Below are 24,908 nucleotides of genomic sequence, written 5' to 3' on the forward strand. Positions count from 1 at the left end.
TTCAAAATCAAATAGTTAAATATTTTTATTCTTTTTGTCGTGCAACAGGCTCCAAAATTGTCAACCAGCACTAAACTTAAATAGAAGCACAAAGCTCCAAATTTGCACGTTACCCTGCCTGACACAAACCCTGTGTTAGCGGGTCGTTGTTCATTTTTACACTTTTAATCAAATCGTCTTAACTATCATTAAATAAAATACTATAGAAGGTGGTATCATCACAAAAGTCCCCAAAATGCCCCAACGAATTATTAAGGTGTTAATTATTTTAATGTCAAATTCCTTATCTAAAGATTGATACATCTTCTCCTGAAGGTAGATCAATGGAATTGATAAACCCCACATTACAAACAGTAAAATCATTGAATAGAAAAGCCAAGGTTGATTTTTGCTCCCACCATAAACAGAGGCAAGATACAATCCATTTAAAACAGTTAGTGCTATACCCGGAATAGTAAGGTAAATGTCTGTCAGTTCTAATAATCTTCCAGCAAATTCCAGAAGTGTTTTGTCTTTCGAAAAATACGCATACATAAACCAAATTGGTCCAACAATCATATTTCCCATAAATAACACTACTCCAATTATATGTAGTATTTTATGCCAATGATAGGGAAGTAATAAATCAAATTTAATTAGACCCAAAAATTCTGATAGTGTCAAGCATAGTAGAATTAGTCCGTTTAGAATTGATATTTTTGTGATATTTCTCATATAATACTTTGGTAAATTTTAATGTAAACAATTGATTGTCAATAAATTAACTGATACAAAATTGAACAAAATGCTGATATTTAGTATATTTATGTGTGAATATATCATACATAACACAACATTTATCCGGAGTTAAAAGTAATATAATTTCGACGATTTCACAAATGAATGCGTTGTGGCGAAATCCCTTCGGGCTTCCGCCACAACGCAGTGCTTGACCTAATTTTGTCAAGCGCTGCGTTGGTAAGCATTTAACGAAGAAGACAGAAGGTGTAAATAACTCATTACGAGCCAGAAGCAGAAGATTTGTCAGGGGGGACTACTTGCTTTTTATAGAAAACAGAAAACCATGATGCCATGGTTGCAATCATGATTCACCAACGAAATCATAGCTTTCTGAGCCACAACTAAAAAAATTGTCTATTTAATGAAAGTAAAATTAGTATGGTTTTAGGGATTTTCTACCCAATCTGCAATAAAAACGTTGGTATCATGTGTTCCGCCGTTATCACGGTTAGAGGAAAATACCAGTTTTTTACCATCCGGTGAAAACATCGGAAAGGCGTTAAAAAGGCTTTTTTCAGTAATCCGGTGTAAATTTTTCCCGTCAATATCAATCATATACAACTGAAAGTCATATCCTTTTTCTGAATGGTGGTTAGAGGAAAAAAGCACCTTTTTGCCGGACGGGTGGAAGAAGGGTGCCCAATTTGCTTTTCCCAAGTGTGTTATTTGCCGCATATTTTGGCCGTCAATGTCGCAAACAAAGATTTCCATATTGGTGGGCGCAACCAAGTTCTGTGCCAATAGCTGTTTGTATTCATCAATTTCCACTTCTGTTTTAGGTCTGGAAGCTCTGAATATCAGCTGCTTACCATCAGGGGAAAAAAATGCTCCGCCGTCATAACCCAATTCATGGGTGATTTGTTTTACATTAGAACCATCTATATCCATAACATAGAGGTCTAAATCGCCGTTACGAACCGAAGTAAACACGATTTTATCTCCCTTGGGGGAAACTGTCGCTTCTGCATCATATCCGGGAACGTCGGTTAGCTGTTTGGTTATTTTTCCGGAATTATCAGCTATAAAAATGTCAAACTCAGGATTTAAAGCCCATAGATATTTCCTATCTGGGCGAGGTGGTGGGGGAGGAGGGCAATTTTCATGCTGTAAATGAGTAGAAGCATACAAAATATGTTGATTATCTTTGAGAAAATAAGAACAAGTAGTCTTTCCTTTTCCGGTGCTGATTTTTGGGGGCAGATAACCTTTGCCTTTTTTTATAGCTTGGTTGATTACCATACTGTAAATTTGGTCGCAATGTAGCCCCCATGCGGGATTATTGCTTTGAAATACCAGTTTTTTTCCGTCAAAGGAGAAATAAGCCTCTGCATTATCTCCCCCAAAGGTAAGTTGCTTTATATTTCTAAGATGTGGTTCTTGATTTTGTGTGTATGATTTTAAAGCAATTAGGAATAAAATAGCTGTTAATAAACGCATGGCCAAAAGTAGTATATTTTCAGACTACTTTTGGCCATTATTTTTTTGGGTTGGTTTCTAACTATACTGTAAGTGCTTCGCGAACTTTTTGGGCAGCTTCGCTAAGTAAGATGGCGGAAGCTACTTTTAAGCCGGATTCATTGATGATTTTGGCGGCTATTTCGGCGTTAGTGCCTTGTAATCGCACAATAATTGGGATGGAAATATTTCCGATGTTGCGGTAGGCTTCTACTACACCGTTTGCTACGCGGTCGCATTGAACAATACCCCCGAAGATATTGATTAGAATAGCTTTTACGTGTGGGTCTTTTAAAATTATTCTGAAAGCGGCTTCTACGGTTTTGGGATTTGCTCCGCCGCCAACATCCAAGAAGTTAGCCGGCTCTCCGCCGGAAAGTTTGATGATGTCCATTGTTGCCATTGCGAGGCCGGCACCGTTTACCATACAGCCAACGTTTCCGTCAAGTTTAATATAGTTCAGGTTATTTTCACGGGCTTCTGTTTCTAAGGGTTCTTCTTCGCTTAAATCGCGAAGAGCTTCGTAGCTTTTGTGCCGGAATAGGGCATTTTCATCAATATCTATTTTGGCATCTACGGCGATAATTTTGTTATCGCTGGTTTTTAGCATCGGATTAATTTCAAACAAAGAGGCATCTGTTTCCTGGTAAGCGCGGTGCAGAGCTTCAATGAATTTGGTACATTGTTTAAAGGCTTCGCCTTCAAAGCCGAGTGCAAAAGCTATTTTTCTGGTTTGAAAAGGCTGAAGACCAATAGTTGGATTTATCCATTCTTTGATGATTTTTTCAGGTGTTTCTGCAGCTACTTTTTCGATTTCTACACCGCCTTCGGCAGAAGCCATAATAACAGTTCTGCCAACTGTGCGGTCAAGGGTTATTCCCAGATAATATTCTTTGGGTTCGGTGGAGCCGGGATAGAATACGTCTTGGGCGATTAATATCTTATTTACTTTTTTGCCTTCTGGGCCGGTTTGGTGCGTAATCAGTTGCATTCCTAATATTTGGGATGCTTTTTCGCGGACATCTTCTAAGGATTTAGCTACTTTAACGCCGCCCCCTTTGCCACGTCCGCCGGCGTGAATCTGAGCTTTTACTACGTAAAATTCTTTACCGGTAGGGTTCGGGTATAGCCCTTTTGCTGCTGCTACAGCCTCTTCTACTGTCCCTGCAACAAGTCCTTCCTGTATAGGCACTCCGTAAGACTTCAGGATGTCTTTTGCTTGATATTCGTGTAATTTCATGCGTTAAAAATTGGTACAAGTTTAATTCTTTTTTTTGATTCTTTTGTTATTATCCTAATGCCTGCTGTTGATTTTCTACAAGCTTTTCTAACAAATTGATTACATCTTTGTTAGGTTCATTGTGGTTTAGCTTACGCAGTTGTATTGCTTCTATCATAGAGCGAATGTCGGCGTTTAGAATTACTTGTTGTAGGTAGTATTCGTATCTCAGTAAAATCCAAAATTCTAAGGTCTTTTCGATTCGTTTAGCTAAGGAAAGAGGTAAAATTGCGGTACAAAGTCCAAAAATATGCCCAGAATAGTAAAATAAGGTAGCATACCAAGCTGGGTTTAGCTCTCTTTTTCGTAATAATTCTAACAAAAATGCTTGATGTTGTGCTTTTCTTTGGCGCAAAGTTCTTATTCCCGGGCTGTTACTCCACTGGCGATACCAGCCTAAACGTAGTAATTCACGGGCGTGCAGGTCTCGTATTGCTCGTTCGGTTTCTGTCTTAATGCTGCTAACCATTTATTACTACTGATTTCTTGGGCAAAAATACAAATCTTAATTTTCTTAATTACAATTTCGGGCACGTAGTCTTTATATTTTTTTGATATTTCGGTTGACATAAGAACAATCAAAGGTTAGAACTTAAAGTTGTTCGATAAACGAACCCTTATCACATAAAAATCGGTCATACTTTGAAATATTTTAGCTCAAAGCACGACCGATTTTAAACGAATTTAAGGGTTACTTTTTGGGCATTAACACATCACCAATTACGTGAATAACTCCATTAGAAGTCTTGATGGTTGCTAAGATTTCGGAATCATTGACAAAGGTTTTTCCATCTTTTTTGGTGATTTTAACTTTTCCGCCAAAAACCATGTCGTATTCGGAGCCATCTTGAAGTAGTATTCCGTCAATAACGCCTACATAAGTGTGATAGCCTAAGAGGTTAACTAAGTCATTTTTCTTCTCCGGCTTTAGTAATCCTTCAACAGTGCCTTTAGGAAGTTTCTCAAAAGCGGCATTTGTTGGCGCAAAAACAGTGAAAGGGCCGGCATTACTCAATGCATCCACTAAATCGGCAGCTTTTACCGCAGTAACTAAGGTTGTGTGATCTTTGCTGCCTACGGCAGTTTGAACAATATTAGGCTTAGATACATCATCTTTCACGCCGGATTGACCAACGCCCGGAGTACTTTCAGTAGAAGTTGTTTGCGTAGATGCGCTTTCTTCTTGACCAGAATTGCAGGAGGCAAATACAAAAGCGGCCACCAACATTAAAATAATTTGTTTCATAAAATATTAACTAATAAAACATGACAAAATTAATGTAGCACCGAAATACTTAATATGACTTTTATCACAAAAACTTATGAAGTTTATCATTAAAAAGAGTAACATAAGTAATATTTAAAAAGCTAAAAATATAGTAAACAATCCTTATGATTAAGTTGTATTTAGTTGATAACCTGTAAATTGATCTAATTTTGAGAGGCTTATATCTTTAAATCTGGCTTTTTAATGCTTAGGAGGGAGTTTCGATTTTTACGTTCACTTTTTCGGCTCGATGTTTTAAAATTGCATGAATTTGCAGCGATAAAGCATACCATACGATTTGTGAATTGGCATTTCGTGAAAGGTAAAAGTCTGCTTGATTGTATTTTTCAGATAGAGCTTCCACGCCATTAAGGCTTAAAAAGCGGCCAAATTTCCGTAAGGAAATTATTTCATCAGGCGTATTTGCGGTTAGTGAATCACTATCAAACTCATATAATAAAGAATCCCGAAGTTTATTGAGTGCGAAAGCCAGAAAATTACGTTGGTAATTTTTGTTTTTCTTAGCCATTTCATCTACCCAAGCCCGAATATCAATTAAATTACCTTGATAGCAGGCTGTAATCCATTGTGTATAAGGTTTTTGCAGTTGTTGTTCTCCAATTTCTGATAATAATTCACGGGCTCTATGCACGTTTCCATCAGCTAATTTAGCGATTTCTTGCAAATGAACCTCATCAAGGTGATTTTCCGATTCGTCTGGGTTGTAATAAGTTTGGAGGATTTTAGCTATCTGATTGTCATCCAAGCGTTTTAATGAGATTCTCTGACAGCGGGAACGAATTGTGGGTAGTAAACTAATTTCGTTAGCTGTAGTCAGAATGATAATGGTATTTTCCGGAGGCTCTTCTAATAATTTCAGGAATGCGTTGCTTGCTTCGATGTTTATTTTTTCAGATTGCCAAACAATCACTACTTTGTGGGTAGATTCAAAAGAAGTTAAAACCAATTTTCGTTTGAGTTCTCGAATAATTTCAATGTAGATTGAGGTTTGGCGGGATTCTGTCTTTTCGGAATCAGATTTATTTAAGCCCAAAGGCCAATCTAATGGATTAACGTAACTATTTGCTTTAAAGGCAGTTCTAAATAATTCTAAGTAGTCTTCATAACTTCCTTTGGCATCTGAACGTGCGGGCAAAGCCGGTACTACGAAGCGTAAATCCGGGTGAATAAGTTTTGCAGATTTCTGGCAGGACGGGCAGATACCGCAGCTATCATCTTCGGTAGGGGAATCACAATTGAGATACTGAGCTATCGCAAGGGCAAAAGGTAACTTTCCCACACCATTTGGCCCCGATAATAACAACGCATGACTGATACGGTTCTGTTTAACAGCTTGAATAAAAAACTGTTTCGCTTTTTCTTGCCCAATTATATCTTTAAATTGCATACGCCCTCCGAATCCGTAAAATTACAACGAACTATTTATCGGCTAAAAAATCCTTATCCACACCAGTTTTGGGTTATGAATATCTTTTAATCCGAGAAAAAGAAAAAAGAATAGATATTTTTAGGCTAATAATTTTTGAAATTCAACCAATGAAATTATCGGAATATTTAACTCTTCAGCTTTAGAAATCTTACTGCTACCGGCTTCATTTCCAGCAAGTAAGTAATTTAATTTTTTAGAAACACCGGACGCATTGATGCCGCCATTTTGGGTAATGATTAACTTTAATTCATCACGGGATATGTTCTCAAAAGTTCCTGAAATCAAAATAGAAATGCCGGATAGCTTTTGAGAACCCTGTTGGACTTCTGGTTTGCCAGTATAGGCCAATTGTAGTCCATTTTTCTCTAATCTCTTTATGGTAAGTTGGTTATCGGTATTGTCAAAATAATCTACTATGGATTGGGCAATCGTAGGGCCAATTTCCGGAACGCTTAGTAACTCTTGCTGAGTTGCTGTACTCAATGATTGCAAAGAATGAAAATGCTGTGCTAATTTTTCGGCAATCGTTCCTCCCACATGGCGAATTCCTAAGGCAAATAAAACCCGATGAAAAGGAATACTCTTGCTTGCCTCAATAGCTTGGATTAAATTTTGGGCTGATTTTTTTCCCAAACGATCCAATTGTACTAATTGTTCAAAGGTAATGTCATATAAATCAGCAATAGTTGTAATTAATTCTTTTTGAACAAGTTGTTCTATAATTTCAGTTCCAAGCCCGTCAATAGCCATTGCTTTACGTGCAGCAAAGTGTTCTATTTTGCCGGCTATTTGGGGTTTACAACGTTGATAATTAGTGCAATAAACTCCAACTTCTTCGGCATTGTTAGACAAAATGCTGCCGCAGGCAGGGCAGTTTTTTATAAATTCAATAAGTTTTTCGGAGGTGTTTTTCACAGCGATTCCCACTACTTTGGGGATTATTTCCCCGCCTTTTTCAACCATAACTTGGTCTCCTGCACTGAGTTGCAAGCGTTCGAGTTCATCAGCATTATAAAGGGATGCCCGTTTGACGATTGTTCCACCCAGCAAAACCGGTTCTAAATTGGCAATAGGTGTAATAATACCGGTTCTGCCTACCTGAAAACTAACTGACAATAACGATGTTACAGCTTGTTCTGCAGCATATTTGTAAGCAATTGCCCAACGGGGGATTTTGGCTGTAAAACCTAATTCTGAACGGGTGTTGTGATCATCAACTTTGATTACGATTCCGTCAATTTCGTAAGGGAGCGAATCTATATTTGATTTCCAGTAGTTTAAGTAATTTTCTACTTCTGTGATGGATTTTGTTTTTAGGGTGTTTTTATCAATAGAAAATCCCCATTGGGCAAGGAGTTGCATACGTTCATAGTCAGATCGGGGGAGTGAGCTGCTTGATTCTGCATAATAAGCTACAAATGAGAGTTTTCGCTTAGCTACTTGAGCTGAATCTTGTAGTTTTAGGGTTCCGGCGGTGGTGTTACGTGGGTTCATCAGCAAGGTTTCTCCGGCTTCTTTTCGTTCTTCATTAAGTGTCTGAAAATCTTTTTTTTGCATAAAAACTTCTCCACGAACTTCTACGTTTTCGGGATAATTTTCTCCTTGTAAAGATAGTGGTATGTTTCGGATTGTTCTGGCATTTGCCGTAATGAGGTCTCCGGTTTGGCCGTCTCCGCGAGTTACGGCAGCAGTTAAAATCCCTTTTTGGTAATGTAGGCTGAGTGCTACTCCGTCAAACTTATGTTGAATAATAAAGTAAGTATTGGTTTCTTGGGCAGCTTTTTGGGTAAAGTTAAGCAGTTCTTCACGGGTATAAGTGTTGGGCAAACTCAGCATTGGGCGGATATGTGTAAAGGTTTCAAATTTTCGGGTGATAGTGCCCCCCACTCGTTGGGTAGGAGAATTTATATCTGCAAAGTTTGGGTATTGACGCTCCAATGCTTGTAATTGGCGTAACAAAGCATCGAAAGTCTGGTCGGAAATAATCGGCTTGGCTAAGGTGTAGTATAGATAATTGTGTTTTTCAATTTCGATAGCCAGTTGCTGCATTGTTTCTTTGGCTTTTTCCGGTGTCATTTTTTTATAGATAGATAAAATTTAGGGAGTGGTTGTAGAAACCGGAATTATTTTTCCGCGAAAATAGCGGTATCCGGTTTGGGCAAAGTTTGCCACAAAAAGCCCTGCTTCTGAATCTCTTAGCGGTGCTTGATAATCTGAAAAAGCCTTGGTGAGCATTTTAGTTTGAACTGCACCAAAGCATAAACAGTTGAAGGTAAGGTTCGTTTGTAAATATTCATAATGCAGAGATTCCGTTAAAATGGTTAATGCGCCTTTTGCACTTGAATAGGCAGTTAATCCGGAAAATTTAACACTTCCCGAAATTCCGCCCATACTTCCAATCATAATTATGTGTGGATGAGAGGCTTGCAATAAATTGGGTAATAACAACTGAATAACCCGGGCTGAACCCCAACAATTGACTTCCCATGCTTGCAAAAAATCTGCATAACTAAGTTCTGTAAATGGTTTATTTACCAAAAATCCGGCGTTATTTATCAGAATATCAACTGTTTTTGAGCCGATAATTTGCTTTATTATGGAAGAATCTCCCGAAACAATATCCCAGCATAAAACCTGTAATTGGGAATTTTGGGCAAATTTCTGGTTTAGCTTAACTATATCTGCTTCCGAATGAACTATTGCAATGACTTCGGTATTACTTTCGGTGTTTAAAAATGCAGTTATAGTTTCCAAGCCGATTCCGGAACCTGCCCCGGTTATTACGGCGGTAGGCACGTTAATCCATCAAAAAAGGATAGTCCGCCTGAACATAAACATCGGTGTAAAGCTCTTCCGGCTCTGGAAAAGGAGAATTTTCGGCAAAGGTTACGGATTCTTGTACAGTAAGTTTTATGCGCTCTTCAATAAGGTTGATTTCTGGGTCAGAAGCAATTTTGTTTTCAACAATATAATTTTTTATATGGGCTACAGGGTCAAGGTCTTTATATTTTTCTAACTCTTCTTTGGTACGATATTTAGCCGGGTCAGACATTGAATGGCCTTTGTACCGATAGGTACGGATTTCTAAAAATACGGGACCATTTCCGGCCTTAGCGTGCTGAACAGCTTTGCTAACTTCCTCATGAACAGACATTACATTCATTCCATCTACTTGCCAAGAAGGCATATTGTATGCTGCTCCAATCTGGCTTAACTCTGTAACATTAGATGTTCTTTCTACCGATGTTCCCATCGCATAGAAGTTGTTTTCGACGATAAACACAACCGGTAGTTTCCATGTGCTAGCCATATTAAAAGCCTCATGTAGAGCACCTTGTCTTAGTGCGCCGTCTCCAAACATGGTGATACATACTTTTTTTTCTTTGCGGTATTTTATGGCAAAAGCTACGCCGGCTCCCAGTGGAATCTGCCCGCCAACGATACCGTGCCCTCCTAAAAAGTTATGTTCTTTGGAAAACATGTGCATTGAACCTCCTTTTCCTTTGGAGCATCCGGTAGCTTTACCAAAGAGTTCTGCCATTGCTGCATTTGCAGAAACGCCTCTTACTAAGGCATTTCCGTGCTCTCTATAGGCTGTAATGACATAGTCTTCCGGTGTAATAGCGCTCTCTATTCCAGCGGCAACAGCCTCTTGACCAATGTATAAATGACAAAAACCTTTGATTTTTTGCATTCCATACAACTGACCGGCCTTCTCTTCAAACTTCCGCATCAAAAGCATCTGCTCATACCACCAAAGAACTTGCTCTGTGGAATACTTATTGGATTTTACAGTTTGGGTCTTCGCCATATCTTCTTGAACTTTTGTTTACAAAGCAAAAGTAAACATTCTATCAAACATAATTCAAAAACAGAAAACATTTTTATTCTTGAATCCCTATCTAAGTTTAATACTTTAATATCAAATAAACACAAAAAGACAAAATTATGAATTCCCATAAAAAAACAGAAATTAACTTAATATATGATTTTTTTACCTTAAATATTTATTTTATGTTATTTTAAATATTTATTTTATGTTCTTACATTAAAAATTATGATATTTGCTGCCGAAAAACAATTTGAAAGACAAAATTCTTTAGTTTTACAAAATAATATTATATGACAAATTTACGTTTTTTAGCGTTAGAAAATTTGAACAAAACTGTAACAGGCCGTTTCTTAATGCCTCAAAAACGAATTGGGGAATATTTTGGGGAGCTTGTTTTTTCGGTAGAAACGATGCGGAATTATGTTTCTCCGGAAGTTATTTCTTTACTTCAAAATTTGGATAGCAATGCTACTATCAGCTTTCAGGTGGCGGAGGAAATTGCTTCGGCGATGAAACAGTGGGCACTTTCTAAGGGAGCTACGCATTATACACATTGGTTTCAGCCACTTACCGGATTAACTGCCGAAAAACACGATGCCTTTTTTACGATTCAGAATACTTATGTCATTGAGTCATTTTCTGGAAGCGAATTAGCGCAGCAGGAACCGGATGCCTCATCATTTCCTTCTGGCGGAATTCGCAATACCTTTGAAGCACGCGGCTATACCGCTTGGGACCCCAGCTCACCGGCTTTTATCATCGGCACAACCCTCTGTATTCCAACCATTTTTATCTCACACACCGGAGAAGCACTCGACTTTAAAACCCCTTTGCTCAAAACTATTGCCCTGATAGATAAAGCGGCAACAGATATTTGCCAACTTTTTGATAAAAACGTTACCCGAGTAGGAGTTAGTTTGGGGGCTGAACAAGAATATTTTTTGGTAGATATAAACCTATATAATGCTCGGCCGGATTTAATTCATACCGGTAGAACATTATTTGGGGCCAAACCCCCCAGAGGCCAGCAATTGGAAGACCACTATTTCGGCGTAATCTCCGAAAGAGTGCTTAACTTTATGATGGAGTTAGAAGTTAAATGCCACCAATTGGGCATTCCATTAAAAACACGGCACAACGAAGTAGCTCCCGGCCAGTTTGAATGCGCCCCCATCTTTGAAGAACTAAATATTGCCAATGACCACAACTTACTGCTAATGGACGTGATGCAGCGGATTGCGCAAAAACACAACTTTGCTGTTTTGCTACACGAAAAACCTTTTTCCGGCGTAAATGGATCCGGAAAGCATAACAACTGGTCATTGATAACCAACACCGGCAAAAACTTACTTACACCCGGAAAAACAGCCAAAGATAATTTACAGTTTTTAACATTTTTTATTTGTACATTAAAAGCACTTCATACACATGCAGATTTAATGCGTGCAGGGATAGCTTCAGCCAGTAATGACCACCGCTTAGGAGCAAATGAAGCACCTCCGGCAATAATATCCGCTTTTATCGGAAGCCAGCTTACCCAAATTTTAGATGAATTTGAAAAACGCTCACATGATACTTTAATTGCCTCAAAATCAACTATAAAACTCGGCGTTCCACGTATTCCTGAACTGCTGAAAGATAATACTGACCGGAATAGAACGTCTCCCTTTGCCTTTACCGGTAATAAATTTGAACTTCGGGCGGTAGGTTCTTCTGCAAACTGCGCCCCAGCAATGATTATCCTAAACACAATCGTAGCTGACCAACTCCAAGCATTTAAAGAAACCGTTCAAAATCAAATTGAAAGCGGAAAAACTAAAGAGACCGCAATAATAGACACCTTGGTACAGTATGTTCAGGAAAGCAAATCTATCCGTTTTGAAGGAAATGGATACAGCGAAGAATGGAAAAATGAAGCACAGAAAAGGGGGCTGTCAAATATTCCCAACGCGCCGGAAGCTCTAAAAGCATATATATCTCCCCAAACGATAAGTCTATTTGAGAGAAAAAATATTCTAACAGAACGAGAACTTCATGCCAGATGGGAAATTAAGTTAGAAACCTATACAAAAAAAATTCAGATAGAAGCCCGAATTTTAGGAGAAATAGCCATTAACCAAATCGTTCCAACAGCAATTACTTATCAAAATGAGCTAATTACAAACCTAAAGGGATTACGAGAAATTAATATAGATGAAGATCTTTTAGATGCACAAATCGTTACCATAAAAAAGGTTGCAGAGCACGTCAGTGCAATCACCAGAACGGTCAAGAAAATGATAGAAATCCGAAAAGTTGCAAACAAAGAAGAAGTCTTAGAAACGAAGTCCGTTATTTACTGTAATCAAGTATTACCGCTACTTGATGAAATTCGCTATCATTGTGATAAACTCGAATTTATGATTCCTGATAATTTGTGGCCACTACCGAAATACAGAGAATTATTATTTTTAAGATAACTAAACGTATCTTTTTAGCAGAATAACTTCGATATTGTACGTTTTATCGTTAGTCTGTTTGGTAGGAATAAAATAGCTGGTATATTTGCGAAAAATAAAGATATGCGTAACTATTCGATCTCTCTACTGTTTATTTTGCTTTTTTCAGTTAGTGTAAAAGCCCAGCAATATTGCACACCAGACCCAAATGCCTGCACACCGGATCCTAATGTAGGAATGTGTGCTGTCCCTTATCCTGAGTTAATATTAGAACTTAATCAATATGTAGATACCGTCATTCATTTTGTTGCAGCACCAAGTGTTAATACTTTTATGGGACCTGCATCTATTGATGAAGTTGTGCTAGATAATATCTCCAATATTCCTACTGGATTGAACTATGATATGGATGCCAGCGGAGGCAATTGGGTACCAGATCCAAGCTACCCTAATGTTGGTCCATTTGGCTGCATCCGGCTATATGGAACGCCTACCGTTCCTACAAACCCAACGGATTCAGTAATGATAGATGCAACGCTAACCGTTAATATACAAGGTTTGGGGCAAATTGCAGTACCGCAGTCTATTGGCTATAAAGTTACGGTTCAGCAAACGACCAACCGCTTAGAAAATGCTTTTGGGAATGTATCTTGCTATGTATCAGCCACAGATTTACATCTAAAAGTTTCAAAAACCACAGAGAATTTACCCTTAACTGTCAAAATTACTGATGTATATGGCAGAAGCATTCGCCAGTTAGTAATTCCAGCAAATGATTTATCTAATCACTTGATTATCAATTTAGATGGACTTTCAGCGGGAGTCTATGTTGCCCAAATACAACAAGGGGAGGCTATGAAAAGTATTAAGTTCAAATATTAATGACTTATGCTTTGTAGCTGGCATAAATTTTGTATTCAAAAGCCAAATATTAAAATCTTTCAATATTCTTAAAGAAACATTATGAAAAAACTGTATTTGTTACTAACGGCATTTGTTATTACTGCCGTATCTGCTTTTGCCCAACAAAAAGGTGCGATTAAATTTGACATCGAAGCCTATGATTTTGGGCAAATAAAAGAAGAAGGCGGACCTGCTAAGCATGAATTTTCGTTCACGAATACCGGAAATCTACCAATTACTCTAACTGACGTTAAGGCTTCTTGTGGCTGCACAACTCCTAAGTGGGACAAAGAACCTGTTGCTCCCGGTAAACGAGGTTCTATTATCGCAGAATACAACCCAATGAATCGCCCAGGCCCATTCACAAAATCCATAACTGTTAAAGCAAAAGTGGATACATCTTCTGTAGAAGATATTAAAGTGCTTACCATCAAAGGAGAAGTAGTTCCTCGTGTTAAAGGCCCGGCAGATTGGTATCCCACCAAAGTCGGAAACCTACGCTTCTCTACCAACCATGTTGCATTCGGAAACATCAAAAACAATCAAACCAATACCAGCACCTTTATTGTCTATAATGATTGGACAAAACCAGTAGCTATTAAATCCATTACTGCTCCTCCTCACATCACCTTTGAACCTACCAATAAAGTATTACAACCCAAAGACAGCGTTAAAATAACGGTTAAGTATAATGCGGCTGTAGTCAATGATTATGGTTTTTTGCATGAACAAACCAAAATGACTACCGATGACTCTACAGATGCAGATAAAACAATTTATGTAAGCTCTACTGTTGAAGAAAATTTTACCAAAGAAGACTCCCTTAGCGGCCCTAAGATAGAATTTACAACGATCAATCATGATTTTGGCAAAATAAAAGCCGGCGAAGTTGTAGAAACTAAATTTGAATTCAAGAATACCGGCAAAAAAGAGTTAGTTATACGTAAGACTAAGGCAAGTTGCGGTTGCACAGCCGGCCAACCCGAAAAAATGAAGCTAAAACCAGGCGAAGTTAGTTCTATCAAAGTAACTTATAATTCCGCAGGAAAAAATGGCAAAGAAAGTAAAACCGTTACTGTTATCTCCAATTCTCCAGAACGTAGCAGCCAAGTATTGACAATCCAAGCAGAAGTTGAACCAGTACCTCAAAACCAACCTGCAACGCCACAACCCCCAAATTCACCTAAATAAACAACCCTTTCTAAGGAGAAATATGAATACTCTTTTAGCTTTTCGCTAAAAGAGTATTTTTTTTAATAAAATAATATTCTATTTTTGATTGAATTTAAGCAAAATAAATTTAACCTACTTTTTTATGTCATTTAGGTGTCTTTTTTATTAATTGTGAATTTTGCTTGCTTTTTGTATCGGTATTTTTTTATATTTGCAGATAATTTTACACTTTAACATTTTATAATTAAATAGCCATGGAACGTTTTTTTACTATTAGAGTTTTGCTATTTTTGGCATTGTGTTGTAATTTTTACAATACCTTTGGAAATGCAGTAACAGTTACGAGTGTTACTCGTTCTGCTACCGGCAATAGAAATGATGTTTCTTTTGTTCTCTCTTGGCAAAATAGCTGGCGGGTGCAAGGCATTCCCACTAACTATGATGCCGTTTGGGTGTTTATTAAATATCGTTTATGCGGCTCAACAGGGGCTTGGGAACATGCTTTATTATCTACAACAATGGGAGATCATACCTTAGGGCCTAACGTAGCATTTGCCGAAAATATTACCACTACAAATAGACTTGGAGGCGGCAGCGGCCATAATACCGGTGCCTTAATCCGAAGAGCTAATTACGGTACTGGACATATTGTAAACCAAGCCTGTACTTTTCGGGTAACCGGTGCGTCATCCGGAGCCGGTACCAATTTATCAAACGACCCCAGTAATGAATATGATATTCGGGTTATTGGAATCGAAATGGTGATGATACCGCAGGCTTCCTATTTACTCGGAAGCAATGGTACCGAAAACTATAAGTATCAAATAGCTTCGGGGGATCCTACCCCCGTAAATGTTACTTGTGAATCTTGTACCTTAGCAGTATATGATCCAATTTGCGGCGCAAACCGAAATATTATGCCAAACTTCCCAAAAGGGTATGATAAATTTTATGTAATGAAATATGAAATTTCACAAGGACAATATACCGATTTTTTAAATACTATTACCGTTGTTGCTGCATCTCAACGTTATCCTACTCAAAATGGAAACTATCGTCATTCTCTGTATGTTGCCGGAGGCGAATATGTAACCGATAAAATAGACAGAGCCTGTAACTACATTAACTATAATGACATCCTTACTTATTTAGATTGGGCAGCCTTACGCCCAATGACGGATGTTGAGTATGAGAAAATTTGCCGAGGATCCGGCCTTATAGCCCCTAACGGATATGCTTGGGGAAGCAATACTTTTGTAGAAGCTCTCCGAATCAGCGGAACAGAGAACGGAACAGAGACGGTTCTGGACGTAAATGCCAATTTGCATGCCAATGCCGGTACTGCTCCTTGCTGCGCCGGTATTGATATTTACTGCTATTGTAATTCGCAGGCAATCTTAAGCGGCGGAGATGTAACCGGTAGTGGCCAAACGAATAATGCTTATGGACCAATAGGCTGTGGTATTTTTGCACGAGATACTACTCTTACCCGTGAACAAACCGGGGCTACTTACTATGGTGTAATGGAAATGAGCGGCAATGTTGCTGAAACTATTGTAACTACCTATAATCCCACAACCGGTTGTGGGGCGGCTTCTCCCTACATTGGAACATGGGGAGACGGAAATATCACCGTAGGTGGGCTTTTTGACGTTACAGATTGGCCGGCACCGGCTAATACACTCCCGCGTGCTAATGGCTGGCGTGGCGGCCATTGGGCAAATAGCCAAGACTACTGCCGTGTAGCTGATAGATATGGGGTTTATTGGGGATACAATGAAACTTACAACCGAAATAACGCTGTTGGAGGACGCGGCTGCCGCTAAACCATAGCTTTTACTTAATTTATTAACCTTTAATTGTTGATCGTATGATACAGCAATTTAAAAAATTAGTTTTCCGTAGTGGAAACTCCCCTAATTTGCGTTATCGGTTATTTTTACTTGGAAGTATCTTGGCAATTTGCGCCAAAACTTTTGCCCAGCCAGCTAACGATAACTGCAATAATGCCACTACTGTATCCTTAGGAGCAGGTAACTTTGGTATAGGAGTGTACGCAAGTTCACAATCTGACCTTACCGGTGCTACCATTCAATTTGGGGAGCCTTTTCATTCTATTCAGGTGAGTGCCGGTACTGATAAAAAGTCAGTATGGTATAAGTTTGTGCTACCCACCCACCGAGGAGTACGTATTGAGTTAAAACAGCCAGCTAACAATATTCCGCAGGCAGATGCAGGATTTACCGTATTTTATGCAGCCGCTTGTATGCCTGCTTTGGGGGATATTCCACCGGCAAAATTAACACCACTCAATAAATTTGGCAGCAGTTTTAACCCTTGTCTTGAACCCGGAACATATTATGTACAAGTTAGTTCAAAAGATAATATCAATACAAATTATCCTATTTTTATAGAAATCACAACCTCATACCCCGCGGTATTAAACACCTATGACCGCCATACTGCACCACATAGTATTGGAACGCTTAGTGGTAATACGGGTTGGTTAGATTATGATGTCGGGTGTTTAACCATTGAGGCAACTTCGGAAAACTGTCCGGCTTTAGGTGCTAATTATACCCAATCTTCTTGGCATACTTTTACCACAGACAGCTATGTTGATTTTGTTCGATTTGAAATTCGGCAGCAGAATATCATCACAGGTGGCCCAAACTGGAGTGTCGGATTTATTTTGTATCAAGGTAACTGTGTGCCGGAAACCACCCCTTGGACAACCTTGCCGGTAGTTCAAAGTTGTGTGGTACTTACTAATGGTAGCCCGAGCGTAGATTTACGTTGTGTATTACAACCCAATACCACCTATTCAGTTCAGTTATTGTATCATAAGGATTTAGAGGCATCAACTGGCATTCGATTACAGGAGGTAGGAGCTGGTATTACTCGCGCTCCGAATCCGGCTGCAATACCTATAGCACATCAATTAGGTGCGCTGCCCGGATCCCCCGGCGGTACTTGGACAACCCTTAGTGATGCTTGGGGCTGTAATGCCCGCATGAGTCTGTATCGCCCATGTGGAACAACTATAAATACAGACTACACCCAAGGAGGCTATACCTACGATATGAATGACTGGGTTACTTTTACCGTTAGTGGATATGTAAATATCTATTTTTCAGTAAATTCCGGAGGTTGTATAGCAAATTATGTGCGGATTTATAATGGTAATGTAGGCACAAACTGTAATGCAGGGCTTTATACTTCATTTACCACAAATACCACAATTAACTGTATGCCGCCTGGAACTTATAGTATGCAGGTACTCGGTGTGTCCGGTGGTGCTGTGTTACCAAATTGTAATAATTCTCATCTTTCGCAGAGTTTATCAGTCCAAATCCGAGTAACTACTGTTCAACAGGAAAATAAATACGGTCTGCAGTCTTCAACGCGCAGTGATACCATAGTTCGAAGCGGAGGTTTACATTTACCATTACAAGACGGAGTTCAATATACCTCTACTTACGATGCAATGGGCTGTTCCAATACAGTTCTGCCCGGATCTCCCTGCACCGGCTCTACTAAGGCCACTTACAGAATTATCAAAATTGGAGATAGTGACGGAGACGGAAATCCAGATTATGGAACGTTAACTATTGGTGGCGTTAGCTGTGGCCGTTTTAGCTATCGCTTATATCGTGGAAATGCTCGTACAGAAGCTATCAACGCAGGAACTTTTAATGCCGGCCAGACTATTCCCAACCTTACTCCGGTTACTGCTTGTTTTTGTGTTTCAATGTCTCTTTGCGTGGAACCAGGAGATTATACATTGGTTACTTTTGGAACGAATAGTGATGTTGGAGCAGGCGACCAGCCCTGGGTGCGTTTTGACAAAACCGAATCCCAATTCAACCTATACACAGTTAATAGAGTAAACCGGATTAACTATTCCGGAGGCAGCCATGTTGCTTTAACAAGTGGCACTTCTTATCAAACTACGTTAGATAAATTTGACTGCCGTAATACAGTATTACCCGCCGGAGATGTTTGTGGCGGAACGAATCGCAAAGCTATTTATCGTACATTTAAAGTTGGCGGTACTGGCCTGTTAATGGTTTATGGAACTTGCGGAAATACCTATAAAGTTTATTCTGGAGATGCCAGCGCACTGGCATCCGCACAGGGATTATTTACTCCCGAAGCGAGTTACCCCAAAACTATTACTGGACTTACAGACGTATCAGGCTGTTTTTCAGGATATTGCTGGGGAGGAGGTTGGTGCGATTATAGCCCCACAATTGAAATATGCGTAACTCCCGGCATTTATACGCTCGTTTCATTTACCGATGATAATATTTGGAATGTGGGCAGAACAGACCAACCTACTATTCGGTTTGATGCAAAAGATAACTTGTTTAACTTAGCAAATGCATCACGATTTAACAACGTAAATGGAGGAACTAATTTACCTTTTAATACCAATATTACCTCTGCATCTATGCACTTTGATTGCTACAAAACAGTGCTTCCTGCCGGAGATATTTGCGGGGTAAACCATGATCGTGCGATGTACAGAATATTTAAGGTTGGAGCTTCCGGTGTGCTTACCATTTCCGGCCTAAATACCTGCTTCTACTACCGTTTATACGGAGGAAATGCAGCTACATTAGCAACTCAATTTACTTACCCAAATAAAATATCCGGATTAGATAATTTAGGATTGGGATGTTATTCAGGATACTCAATTACTTATTGTATAACTCCCGGAACATACACTCTTGTATCGTTTGGAGATGATTATGACAAAGGATTGGAAGACCAGCCGGTTTTTAGATTGAGTTTACCCTCTACGAAGTTTTATGACCCTGTAAATGGTTTCGTTAATAACATGGGGAATATGAATAGTGGCGGCTCCGGTATTCAAGATACCTTTAGCTGTATGGATAATTCAAGGATTATTGATGGAAAAACACCTTGTAGTAGCTATACAAAATTGATATACAGGCAGTTTGAATTAACCCAACCTGTTAACTTAGCGATTTCCGGAGGGGCTGGTGTGCATCGTATTTTTAAAGGATGGGCTACTGATGCACCTGCTTCATATAGTAATTTGACGTTTTTCTCAGAGCCGGGCTACCCGCTTGACCCTGATAATGACCCAGATCCCCGCTATTTACCAGTAAGTTGGGATTGTTTTTCTTTTCAATCTACTGCTCAATGTCATAAGTTTCCTCCCGGTAAATACACAATTGTTACTTATGGGGATGCTTCAATGATAAATCAGCCTACAAACGTTAGCTTGTCAGTTGTACCGGACCCATTACCGCCTAAATATAACCGTCCCAGCAAAGCTTATGTAGCTAATGGCGGCGCACCTTTAACATGGTGTGCTGCTTGTGATGGCGTAGCTTATCCCCTCACCAAAGTATCTTATACTTTTGACTTTGACCGTTATGATTGTTCTAAAGATTTGCCGCAACCTTATATAGAGGCGTGTGCAGTACCTAATCATGATTATAACCGAACTTCCTACTTTGTTTTTACCCTGAGCCAAGAGTCTTATGTGCGAATAAATAACGTAGATAGCTCATTTCGCCAGAGGCTATATCCCTTAGATGTTCGGGCAGCAGATTCTGTTAAAATGAGCACAAGCCATCCCAGCTATATTGCTCCAATCCAAAATTGTTTAGAGCGAACAGACTATGGTTATGGTTATTGTGGTTGGGAGCCGGGAGAAATGGAGTTTTGCCGGCTACAGCCCGGAACTTATACGCTCGTGTTGTTTGCCCAAAACCGCCATGTAGGGGCTTCGGTACAACCTATTGTTGTAGTAGAAAAAGTTGAAGAAAGCCGTTTTGACCACGCTCGAACCGCGTATGACTTTGGAGCAGTACCCGGTAATAACGTTCAATATTATGGAAAAGTAGGAGATGTAAATCCGATTCATTCAGGGCGCGCACCCAGTAATGACTTCTTTAGCTGCAAAGCCGGTGCAAGGCCAACCGACCCTACAAACAATTGCCCTATTGGTGATTATCCTGTTATTGGGCAGTCGTCTGTTCCGTATCCAATGCCGATTAATCATGCCATCTACGAACGATTACCCGGAGAAGACTCTACCAGACCATTAATCCGAAGAAACTTATGGTACACCTTTGTCGTAAATGGTGCCGGAACTATTCGGGTGCGCGTTTATAACAAAACCGCTACTGAAAATGCCCAGTATCCATGGAGTATCTATGCCAGTGATGTGGACGGAACACTCCCTTGGTCAACCGTAGTGGCTACTAACCAAGTAGATTCAACCATTGCGCAAGGATTGTCCTTAGTAGAAAATAGCGGCTATTGCGCCGGATATTGCTGTTGCTATAATTACCAGCAACTAAGCTTTACAAGAGATGCTTGTTCCGGAACGCCACAGAGGTATTATGTCTTGGTAGATCATAATATTTTTCTTGAACTAAATAATCAAGTAGAAGTAAGTGTTCAATATGACAGCATTCCCTCTTTTGGCGTTCGATACGACCACTATTCACATGCGAATCGTATTAATGGCCTAAACCAAATCAACCCGCCTTATACAAATGTTAATTTACAAAATGGCATATATCGCGGAGACACAGCAAGTTTTATGTGTGCTACCAAAGACCCATCTGACCAAAATTCTTGCGGAACTCGAACGCTGTGGTATCGTGTTGATATTACAACAGTTGGACGCATTCGTGTTAATTATGACATCGTTGGCGGCGGTACCGGTCTCTTTGATAATAATAATATTCAGTTATACAGAGATATTAACCCATTAGATAACGACTCTACAGCAACCGGCTTACAAGGCGTAAATTTATATGGTATAAGCTCAGGCGGAATGAGTTGGGGTGAGTCTTGTATCACACCCGGGCGTTACTATATTATGCTTACAGGCTGTAGTTACACCAATCAAGCCGTAATACCAAGGGTTCAGCTAATTCATAGACCGGTGGTATATGACTTTTATTCCCAGTCAAATGCTATTAATGGCTTAAACCAGAAACAGCCACCCTATACATACACACAATTGAGTAACGGAACTTACTTGGGTGATACTGCCACATTTGCTTGTGCTACAAAATCTCCCGCTTCTGACCAAAATACTTGCGGTATCAGAACACTGTGGTATTACATAGATGTAAATTCTACCGGAAAACTACGAGTTAATTTTGATGTTATCGGAACGGGGCGTTATTCAGATACCAGCAATGTTCAGGTATATCGAATGATTAATGCTGGGGATTCTACTACAACAGGGTTATCTCGGCAGACTCTAACACAGTTTTCAGGTAATGGAATGAATTGGGCACAAACTTGTGTAACATCAGGTCGTTATTACATTATGCTTACCGGATGTTGGTTCACTACCGAAGATGTAGTCCCCAGGGTTTGGCTATATGAAGAGCCCGGAGACTTTTGTACGCGCCCAGCGAATATAAGCCTAAATGGTGCCGGATCAGCTTCCTCCACCTTAACCGTTGATTGCCACACAATTGGAGAAGCATTTGGAGAAAATGGCTCAAATATGGGCTGTTTGTTTGGCCCTTCGGGATACAAGTCTAGTTGGTTTAAAATCACATTAAACACTATCCAAAAAGTAGATTTAACGTTTCAACTTTCAGAAAATACAACAGCGGCAGCTCCCCAGATTCGCTATCGCGTTATGTATGGAGATTGTGGAGCTATGACTGCGGGGCCCTGCAATAATGACGCTTTAACCGAATTTACCTTAAATTGTATGGAAACCGGAGAATACTATGTTCAGGTAGTTACTCCCGTTTCAGCAATTGGAACTATTAGCCTAACAACAACAACTGTCGTTACGCCAGACCAAAATTGCACTCCTCTAAACCCAGAACAACCGGTTGCAAACTTTAGCTATACATCATCTTGCTCTAATGACTCAGTGTATTTCCAAAATATGGGGACACAAGGGCCGGATATGACATTTTTATGGGACTTTGGAGACGGAGTGGGTACTTCTACCCAAATCCATCCTAAATATAAGTATCCTACTTCGTTGGTAGTAGTTACTTATCCCGTAAAATTAGTTGCAACCAATAACAACAATGGATTAAAGGATTCTGTAACCATTAACGTAACTGTGTATCCTAAACCTACTGGGTACATTACCCGTGATGCACCTAATAACGGCCAAACGGTAACGGGTGGAGTTCCGATACAGTTCCACTGCAATGCTGGAAATACCATCGTTACACCTCCTACAACCTATTTATGGACAACATCTGACAACCAAACTGCTGACAGTTGTAACCCTCAATTTACCTTTAATAATCTTGGAACACACATAGTTACATTAGTAATCTCTAATGGAAATTGCTCTATAACCGTAAGGGATACGTTTACAGTAGGTTTAGAACCTATTTTTAATGGTGGCCCTTATGACGGTACAAACGCAGGCAGAGAATCCTCAAATTGCTTACCCCCCATGAATATGGCTGGCGGCCCCTACGATGGTGCCGTAATGGGTAGAATGAACTCTATTTGCTTACCCCCCCTAACGATGATTGGTGGCCCCTATGACGGCGCAGCAATGGGTAGAAGTATTTCAGTTTGTTTACCCCCTTTAACGATGGCCGGCGGCCCTTATGACGGTGCAGCAATGGGTAGAATGGATACTCCCTGCCCAATAGACAATATTTTTGTGGGAGGGCCACACGACGGGGAAGATATGCAAGATGACCGTGCAGTTATTAATATTACTGCCGGTAAAGACTCGTTATGTGCCGGTACTTATATAACCCTAACAGCTTCCTTAATTGGAGGCGGAGTCGCTACTTATCTATGGTCGCCCGGCGGGCAAACAACTGCCAGTATTACCGTATCACCAACAGTATCTACGTTATACACCGTTCGTATTACTCCTATTGACGGTTGTATGACGAAAAAGGCAGATATTTTCGTAACCGTATTTAGTAACTCTTTTGTAGCTGATGCCGGAAATGATGTAACACTATGTGGAACCATACCTACAACAATAGGAACACCGGCAGTTTTCGGCTTAGTGTATTCATGGACACCTGCAACTGCCCTAAACAACACAGCAATTGCACAACCTATTGCTACCCCCACAGTTACAACACGTTATTATCTGACTGTTTCTGACCCCGGAGGCTTATGCCCACCTAAAACAGATTCAGTACTTATTACGATAAACCCAGCTATAAATATTGTAGCCGGAAATGATACAATTGTTTGTCCATCATCTTCTGTAAATTTAACAGCCTCAGGCGGAAATACCTATGTATGGCATACAGCAGGGGCTACTTTCACCCAAACTGCAACAGTTAATCCAAGACCGGTTGCTAATTTTACAGCTTCTACCGGCACAGCAAGCAACGGTAAGTTTTCTATTGCCGGCGGCTGGATACCAACTCTACACAACACAAGCCAGTGGTTGCAAGTAGATTTAGGAGCAGTAACGCCCCTTTATCAGATAGCAACGCGAGGCTATGGTGCTTGCTGCGGCTCCTATTGGGTAGCATCTTACTATTTCCAATATAGTTTAGAGGTTGTTTAAAATTTATTTTTTTATTCTGTTAAGCATAATTCTAATCATAGCTAAGTGCACAAAGCTTGTACTGCATTCGGGGTGGAATTCATAGTCATTAACCAATCTTCGTTGAAAACCAAGCCATCCAAAAGTTCGTTCAACTATCCATCTCTTGGGTAAGACATTAAATCCACTAATTCCTGCCACTTTTTTTACAATTTCCAAAGTGTAATTCAAACTTTTTAAAATCCATTCAGCTAAGTTACCGGTATAACCTTGATCTGCCAATATTTTTGTCAATCTAGGGTACTTATATCTTAATTCTTCAAGAACATATTTAGCTCCTTCTCTGTCCTGAATATCAGCGTTATGAATCACAATAGCTATAATAAATCCGAATGTGTCAGTAATAATATGTCTTTTTCTTCCTTTAATTTTCTTGTTTCCGTCATAACCGTTTGATAACGAGAAAGAACAAGTTTTAACAGTTTGACTATCAATTAATCCAAGACTTGGTGAAACATGTTTTCCTTTTTCCTTTCTTAACTTATCACGCAAAAAATCATGTATTTCTTCAATAAGCCCTTCTGCTGTCCATTTTCTGAAATAATAATAAACGAGTTGCCACTTAGGGAAATCTTTAGGCAGCAATCTCCATTGAACACCAGTTTTGGTGATGTACAATAATGCGTCTACAATACATCTTAAAGGATGCTTTCTTTTCCTGTTATCATTTACTATTTTTTCAATAGCTTCGTACTGAATATCAGTTAGGTTGGTTGGGTAGGCTTTCATACTTGCTTAATTATCTGATTAATAATCAGCAATATAC

15 protein-coding genes are annotated in these 24,908 nt (G+C 39.5%); 5 read left to right on the plus strand and 10 right to left on the minus strand.

Annotated elements, in window-relative coordinates; translation table 11 throughout:
* Positions 1-168: 168 nt before the first annotated feature.
* From LC115_02775 to pdhA, 9 genes are all read right to left on the minus strand, one after another.
* Complete coding sequence (locus LC115_02775; protein ID MCZ2355606.1) at positions 169-714, minus strand: DUF2269 domain-containing protein; 546 nt, start codon at positions 712-714, stop codon at positions 169-171.
* A gap of 450 nt (positions 715-1,164) precedes the next feature.
* Positions 1,165-2,217, minus strand: coding sequence for a hypothetical protein (locus LC115_02780; protein MCZ2355607.1), 1,053 nt, complete (start codon positions 2,215-2,217; stop codon positions 1,165-1,167).
* A 61-nt stretch (positions 2,218-2,278) separates the two neighbouring features.
* Complete coding sequence (gene sucC / locus LC115_02785) at positions 2,279-3,475, minus strand: ADP-forming succinate--CoA ligase subunit beta (GenBank protein MCZ2355608.1); 1,197 nt, start codon at positions 3,473-3,475, stop codon at positions 2,279-2,281.
* A gap of 49 nt (positions 3,476-3,524) precedes the next feature.
* The gene (locus LC115_02790) at positions 3,525-3,983 is read right to left on the minus strand and encodes a hypothetical protein (protein ID MCZ2355609.1); all 459 of its coding nucleotides are present in this window, start codon (positions 3,981-3,983) and stop codon (positions 3,525-3,527) included.
* Positions 3,984-4,205: 222 nt separating this feature from the next.
* A complete protein-coding gene (locus LC115_02795; protein ID MCZ2355610.1) occupies positions 4,206-4,760 on the minus strand; it encodes a fasciclin domain-containing protein in 555 nt (184 codons plus the stop codon).
* A gap of 229 nt (positions 4,761-4,989) precedes the next feature.
* Positions 4,990-6,189, minus strand: a complete 1,200-nt coding sequence (locus tag LC115_02800) for a DNA polymerase III subunit (GenBank protein MCZ2355611.1) — start codon at positions 6,187-6,189, stop codon at positions 4,990-4,992.
* 120 nt (positions 6,190-6,309) lie between these two features.
* A complete protein-coding gene (ligA, locus tag LC115_02805; protein MCZ2355612.1) occupies positions 6,310-8,307 on the minus strand; it encodes an NAD-dependent DNA ligase LigA in 1,998 nt (665 codons plus the stop codon).
* Between the two features lie 21 nt (positions 8,308-8,328).
* Positions 8,329-9,027: an SDR family oxidoreductase gene (locus tag LC115_02810; protein ID MCZ2355613.1), complete on the minus strand. Its 699-nt coding sequence runs from the start codon at positions 9,025-9,027 to the stop codon at positions 8,329-8,331.
* 1 nt (position 9,028) lies between these two features.
* The gene (gene pdhA / locus LC115_02815) at positions 9,029-10,042 is read right to left on the minus strand and encodes a pyruvate dehydrogenase (acetyl-transferring) E1 component subunit alpha (protein MCZ2355614.1); all 1,014 of its coding nucleotides are present in this window, start codon (positions 10,040-10,042) and stop codon (positions 9,029-9,031) included.
* Between the two features lie 311 nt (positions 10,043-10,353).
* Between pdhA and LC115_02820 the strand changes: the two genes are divergently transcribed.
* The 5 genes from LC115_02820 (at position 10,354) to LC115_02840 (ending at position 24,103) form a co-directional block, all read left to right on the plus strand.
* Positions 10,354-12,522: a glutamine synthetase III gene (locus LC115_02820; protein MCZ2355615.1), complete on the plus strand. Its 2,169-nt coding sequence runs from the start codon at positions 10,354-10,356 to the stop codon at positions 12,520-12,522.
* Positions 12,523-12,624: 102 nt separating this feature from the next.
* Positions 12,625-13,383 carry a T9SS type A sorting domain-containing protein gene (locus LC115_02825; protein MCZ2355616.1) on the plus strand — a complete coding sequence of 253 codons (759 nt, stop codon included), beginning with the start codon at positions 12,625-12,627 and terminating at the stop codon, positions 13,381-13,383.
* Between the two features lie 81 nt (positions 13,384-13,464).
* Positions 13,465-14,595: a DUF1573 domain-containing protein gene (locus LC115_02830; protein ID MCZ2355617.1), complete on the plus strand. Its 1,131-nt coding sequence runs from the start codon at positions 13,465-13,467 to the stop codon at positions 14,593-14,595.
* Positions 14,596-14,831: 236 nt separating this feature from the next.
* Complete coding sequence (locus tag LC115_02835) at positions 14,832-16,403, plus strand: formylglycine-generating enzyme family protein (protein ID MCZ2355618.1); 1,572 nt, start codon at positions 14,832-14,834, stop codon at positions 16,401-16,403.
* Between the two features lie 44 nt (positions 16,404-16,447).
* The gene (locus LC115_02840; GenBank protein MCZ2355619.1) at positions 16,448-24,103 is read left to right on the plus strand and encodes a PKD domain-containing protein; all 7,656 of its coding nucleotides are present in this window, start codon (positions 16,448-16,450) and stop codon (positions 24,101-24,103) included.
* A gap of 3 nt (positions 24,104-24,106) precedes the next feature.
* On the opposite strand, the gene LC115_02845 is transcribed toward LC115_02840, so the two are convergent.
* Entirely contained in the window at positions 24,107-24,871 is a 765-nt protein-coding gene (locus tag LC115_02845; GenBank protein MCZ2355620.1) for an IS5 family transposase, read from the minus strand.
* Positions 24,872-24,908 lie beyond the last annotated feature (37 nt).

The sequence above is a fragment of the Bacteroidia bacterium genome, assembly GCA_026932145.1.
Lineage (GTDB): Bacteria > Bacteroidota > Bacteroidia > J057 > JAIXKT01 > JAIXKT01.

Coding starts and splice junctions, on each gene's coding strand:
- LC115_02775 (MCZ2355606.1), bottom strand. CDS start 714: ATGAGAAATATCACAAAAATATCAATTCTAAACGGACTAATTCTACTA.
- LC115_02780 (MCZ2355607.1), bottom strand. CDS start 2,217: ATGCGTTTATTAACAGCTATTTTATTCCTAATTGCTTTAAAATCATAC.
- sucC (MCZ2355608.1), bottom strand. CDS start 3,475: ATGAAATTACACGAATATCAAGCAAAAGACATCCTGAAGTCTTACGGA.
- LC115_02790 (MCZ2355609.1), bottom strand. CDS start 3,983: ATGGTTAGCAGCATTAAGACAGAAACCGAACGAGCAATACGAGACCTG.
- LC115_02795 (MCZ2355610.1), bottom strand. CDS start 4,760: ATGAAACAAATTATTTTAATGTTGGTGGCCGCTTTTGTATTTGCCTCC.
- LC115_02800 (MCZ2355611.1), bottom strand. CDS start 6,189: ATGCAATTTAAAGATATAATTGGGCAAGAAAAAGCGAAACAGTTTTTT.
- ligA (MCZ2355612.1), bottom strand. CDS start 8,307: ATGACACCGGAAAAAGCCAAAGAAACAATGCAGCAACTGGCTATCGAA.
- pdhA (MCZ2355614.1), bottom strand. CDS start 10,042: ATGGCGAAGACCCAAACTGTAAAATCCAATAAGTATTCCACAGAGCAA.
- LC115_02820 (MCZ2355615.1), top strand. CDS start 10,354: ATGACAAATTTACGTTTTTTAGCGTTAGAAAATTTGAACAAAACTGTA.
- LC115_02825 (MCZ2355616.1), top strand. CDS start 12,625: ATGCGTAACTATTCGATCTCTCTACTGTTTATTTTGCTTTTTTCAGTT.
- LC115_02830 (MCZ2355617.1), top strand. CDS start 13,465: ATGAAAAAACTGTATTTGTTACTAACGGCATTTGTTATTACTGCCGTA.
- LC115_02835 (MCZ2355618.1), top strand. CDS start 14,832: ATGGAACGTTTTTTTACTATTAGAGTTTTGCTATTTTTGGCATTGTGT.
- LC115_02840 (MCZ2355619.1), top strand. CDS start 16,448: ATGATACAGCAATTTAAAAAATTAGTTTTCCGTAGTGGAAACTCCCCT.
- LC115_02845 (MCZ2355620.1), bottom strand. CDS start 24,871: ATGAAAGCCTACCCAACCAACCTAACTGATATTCAGTACGAAGCTATT.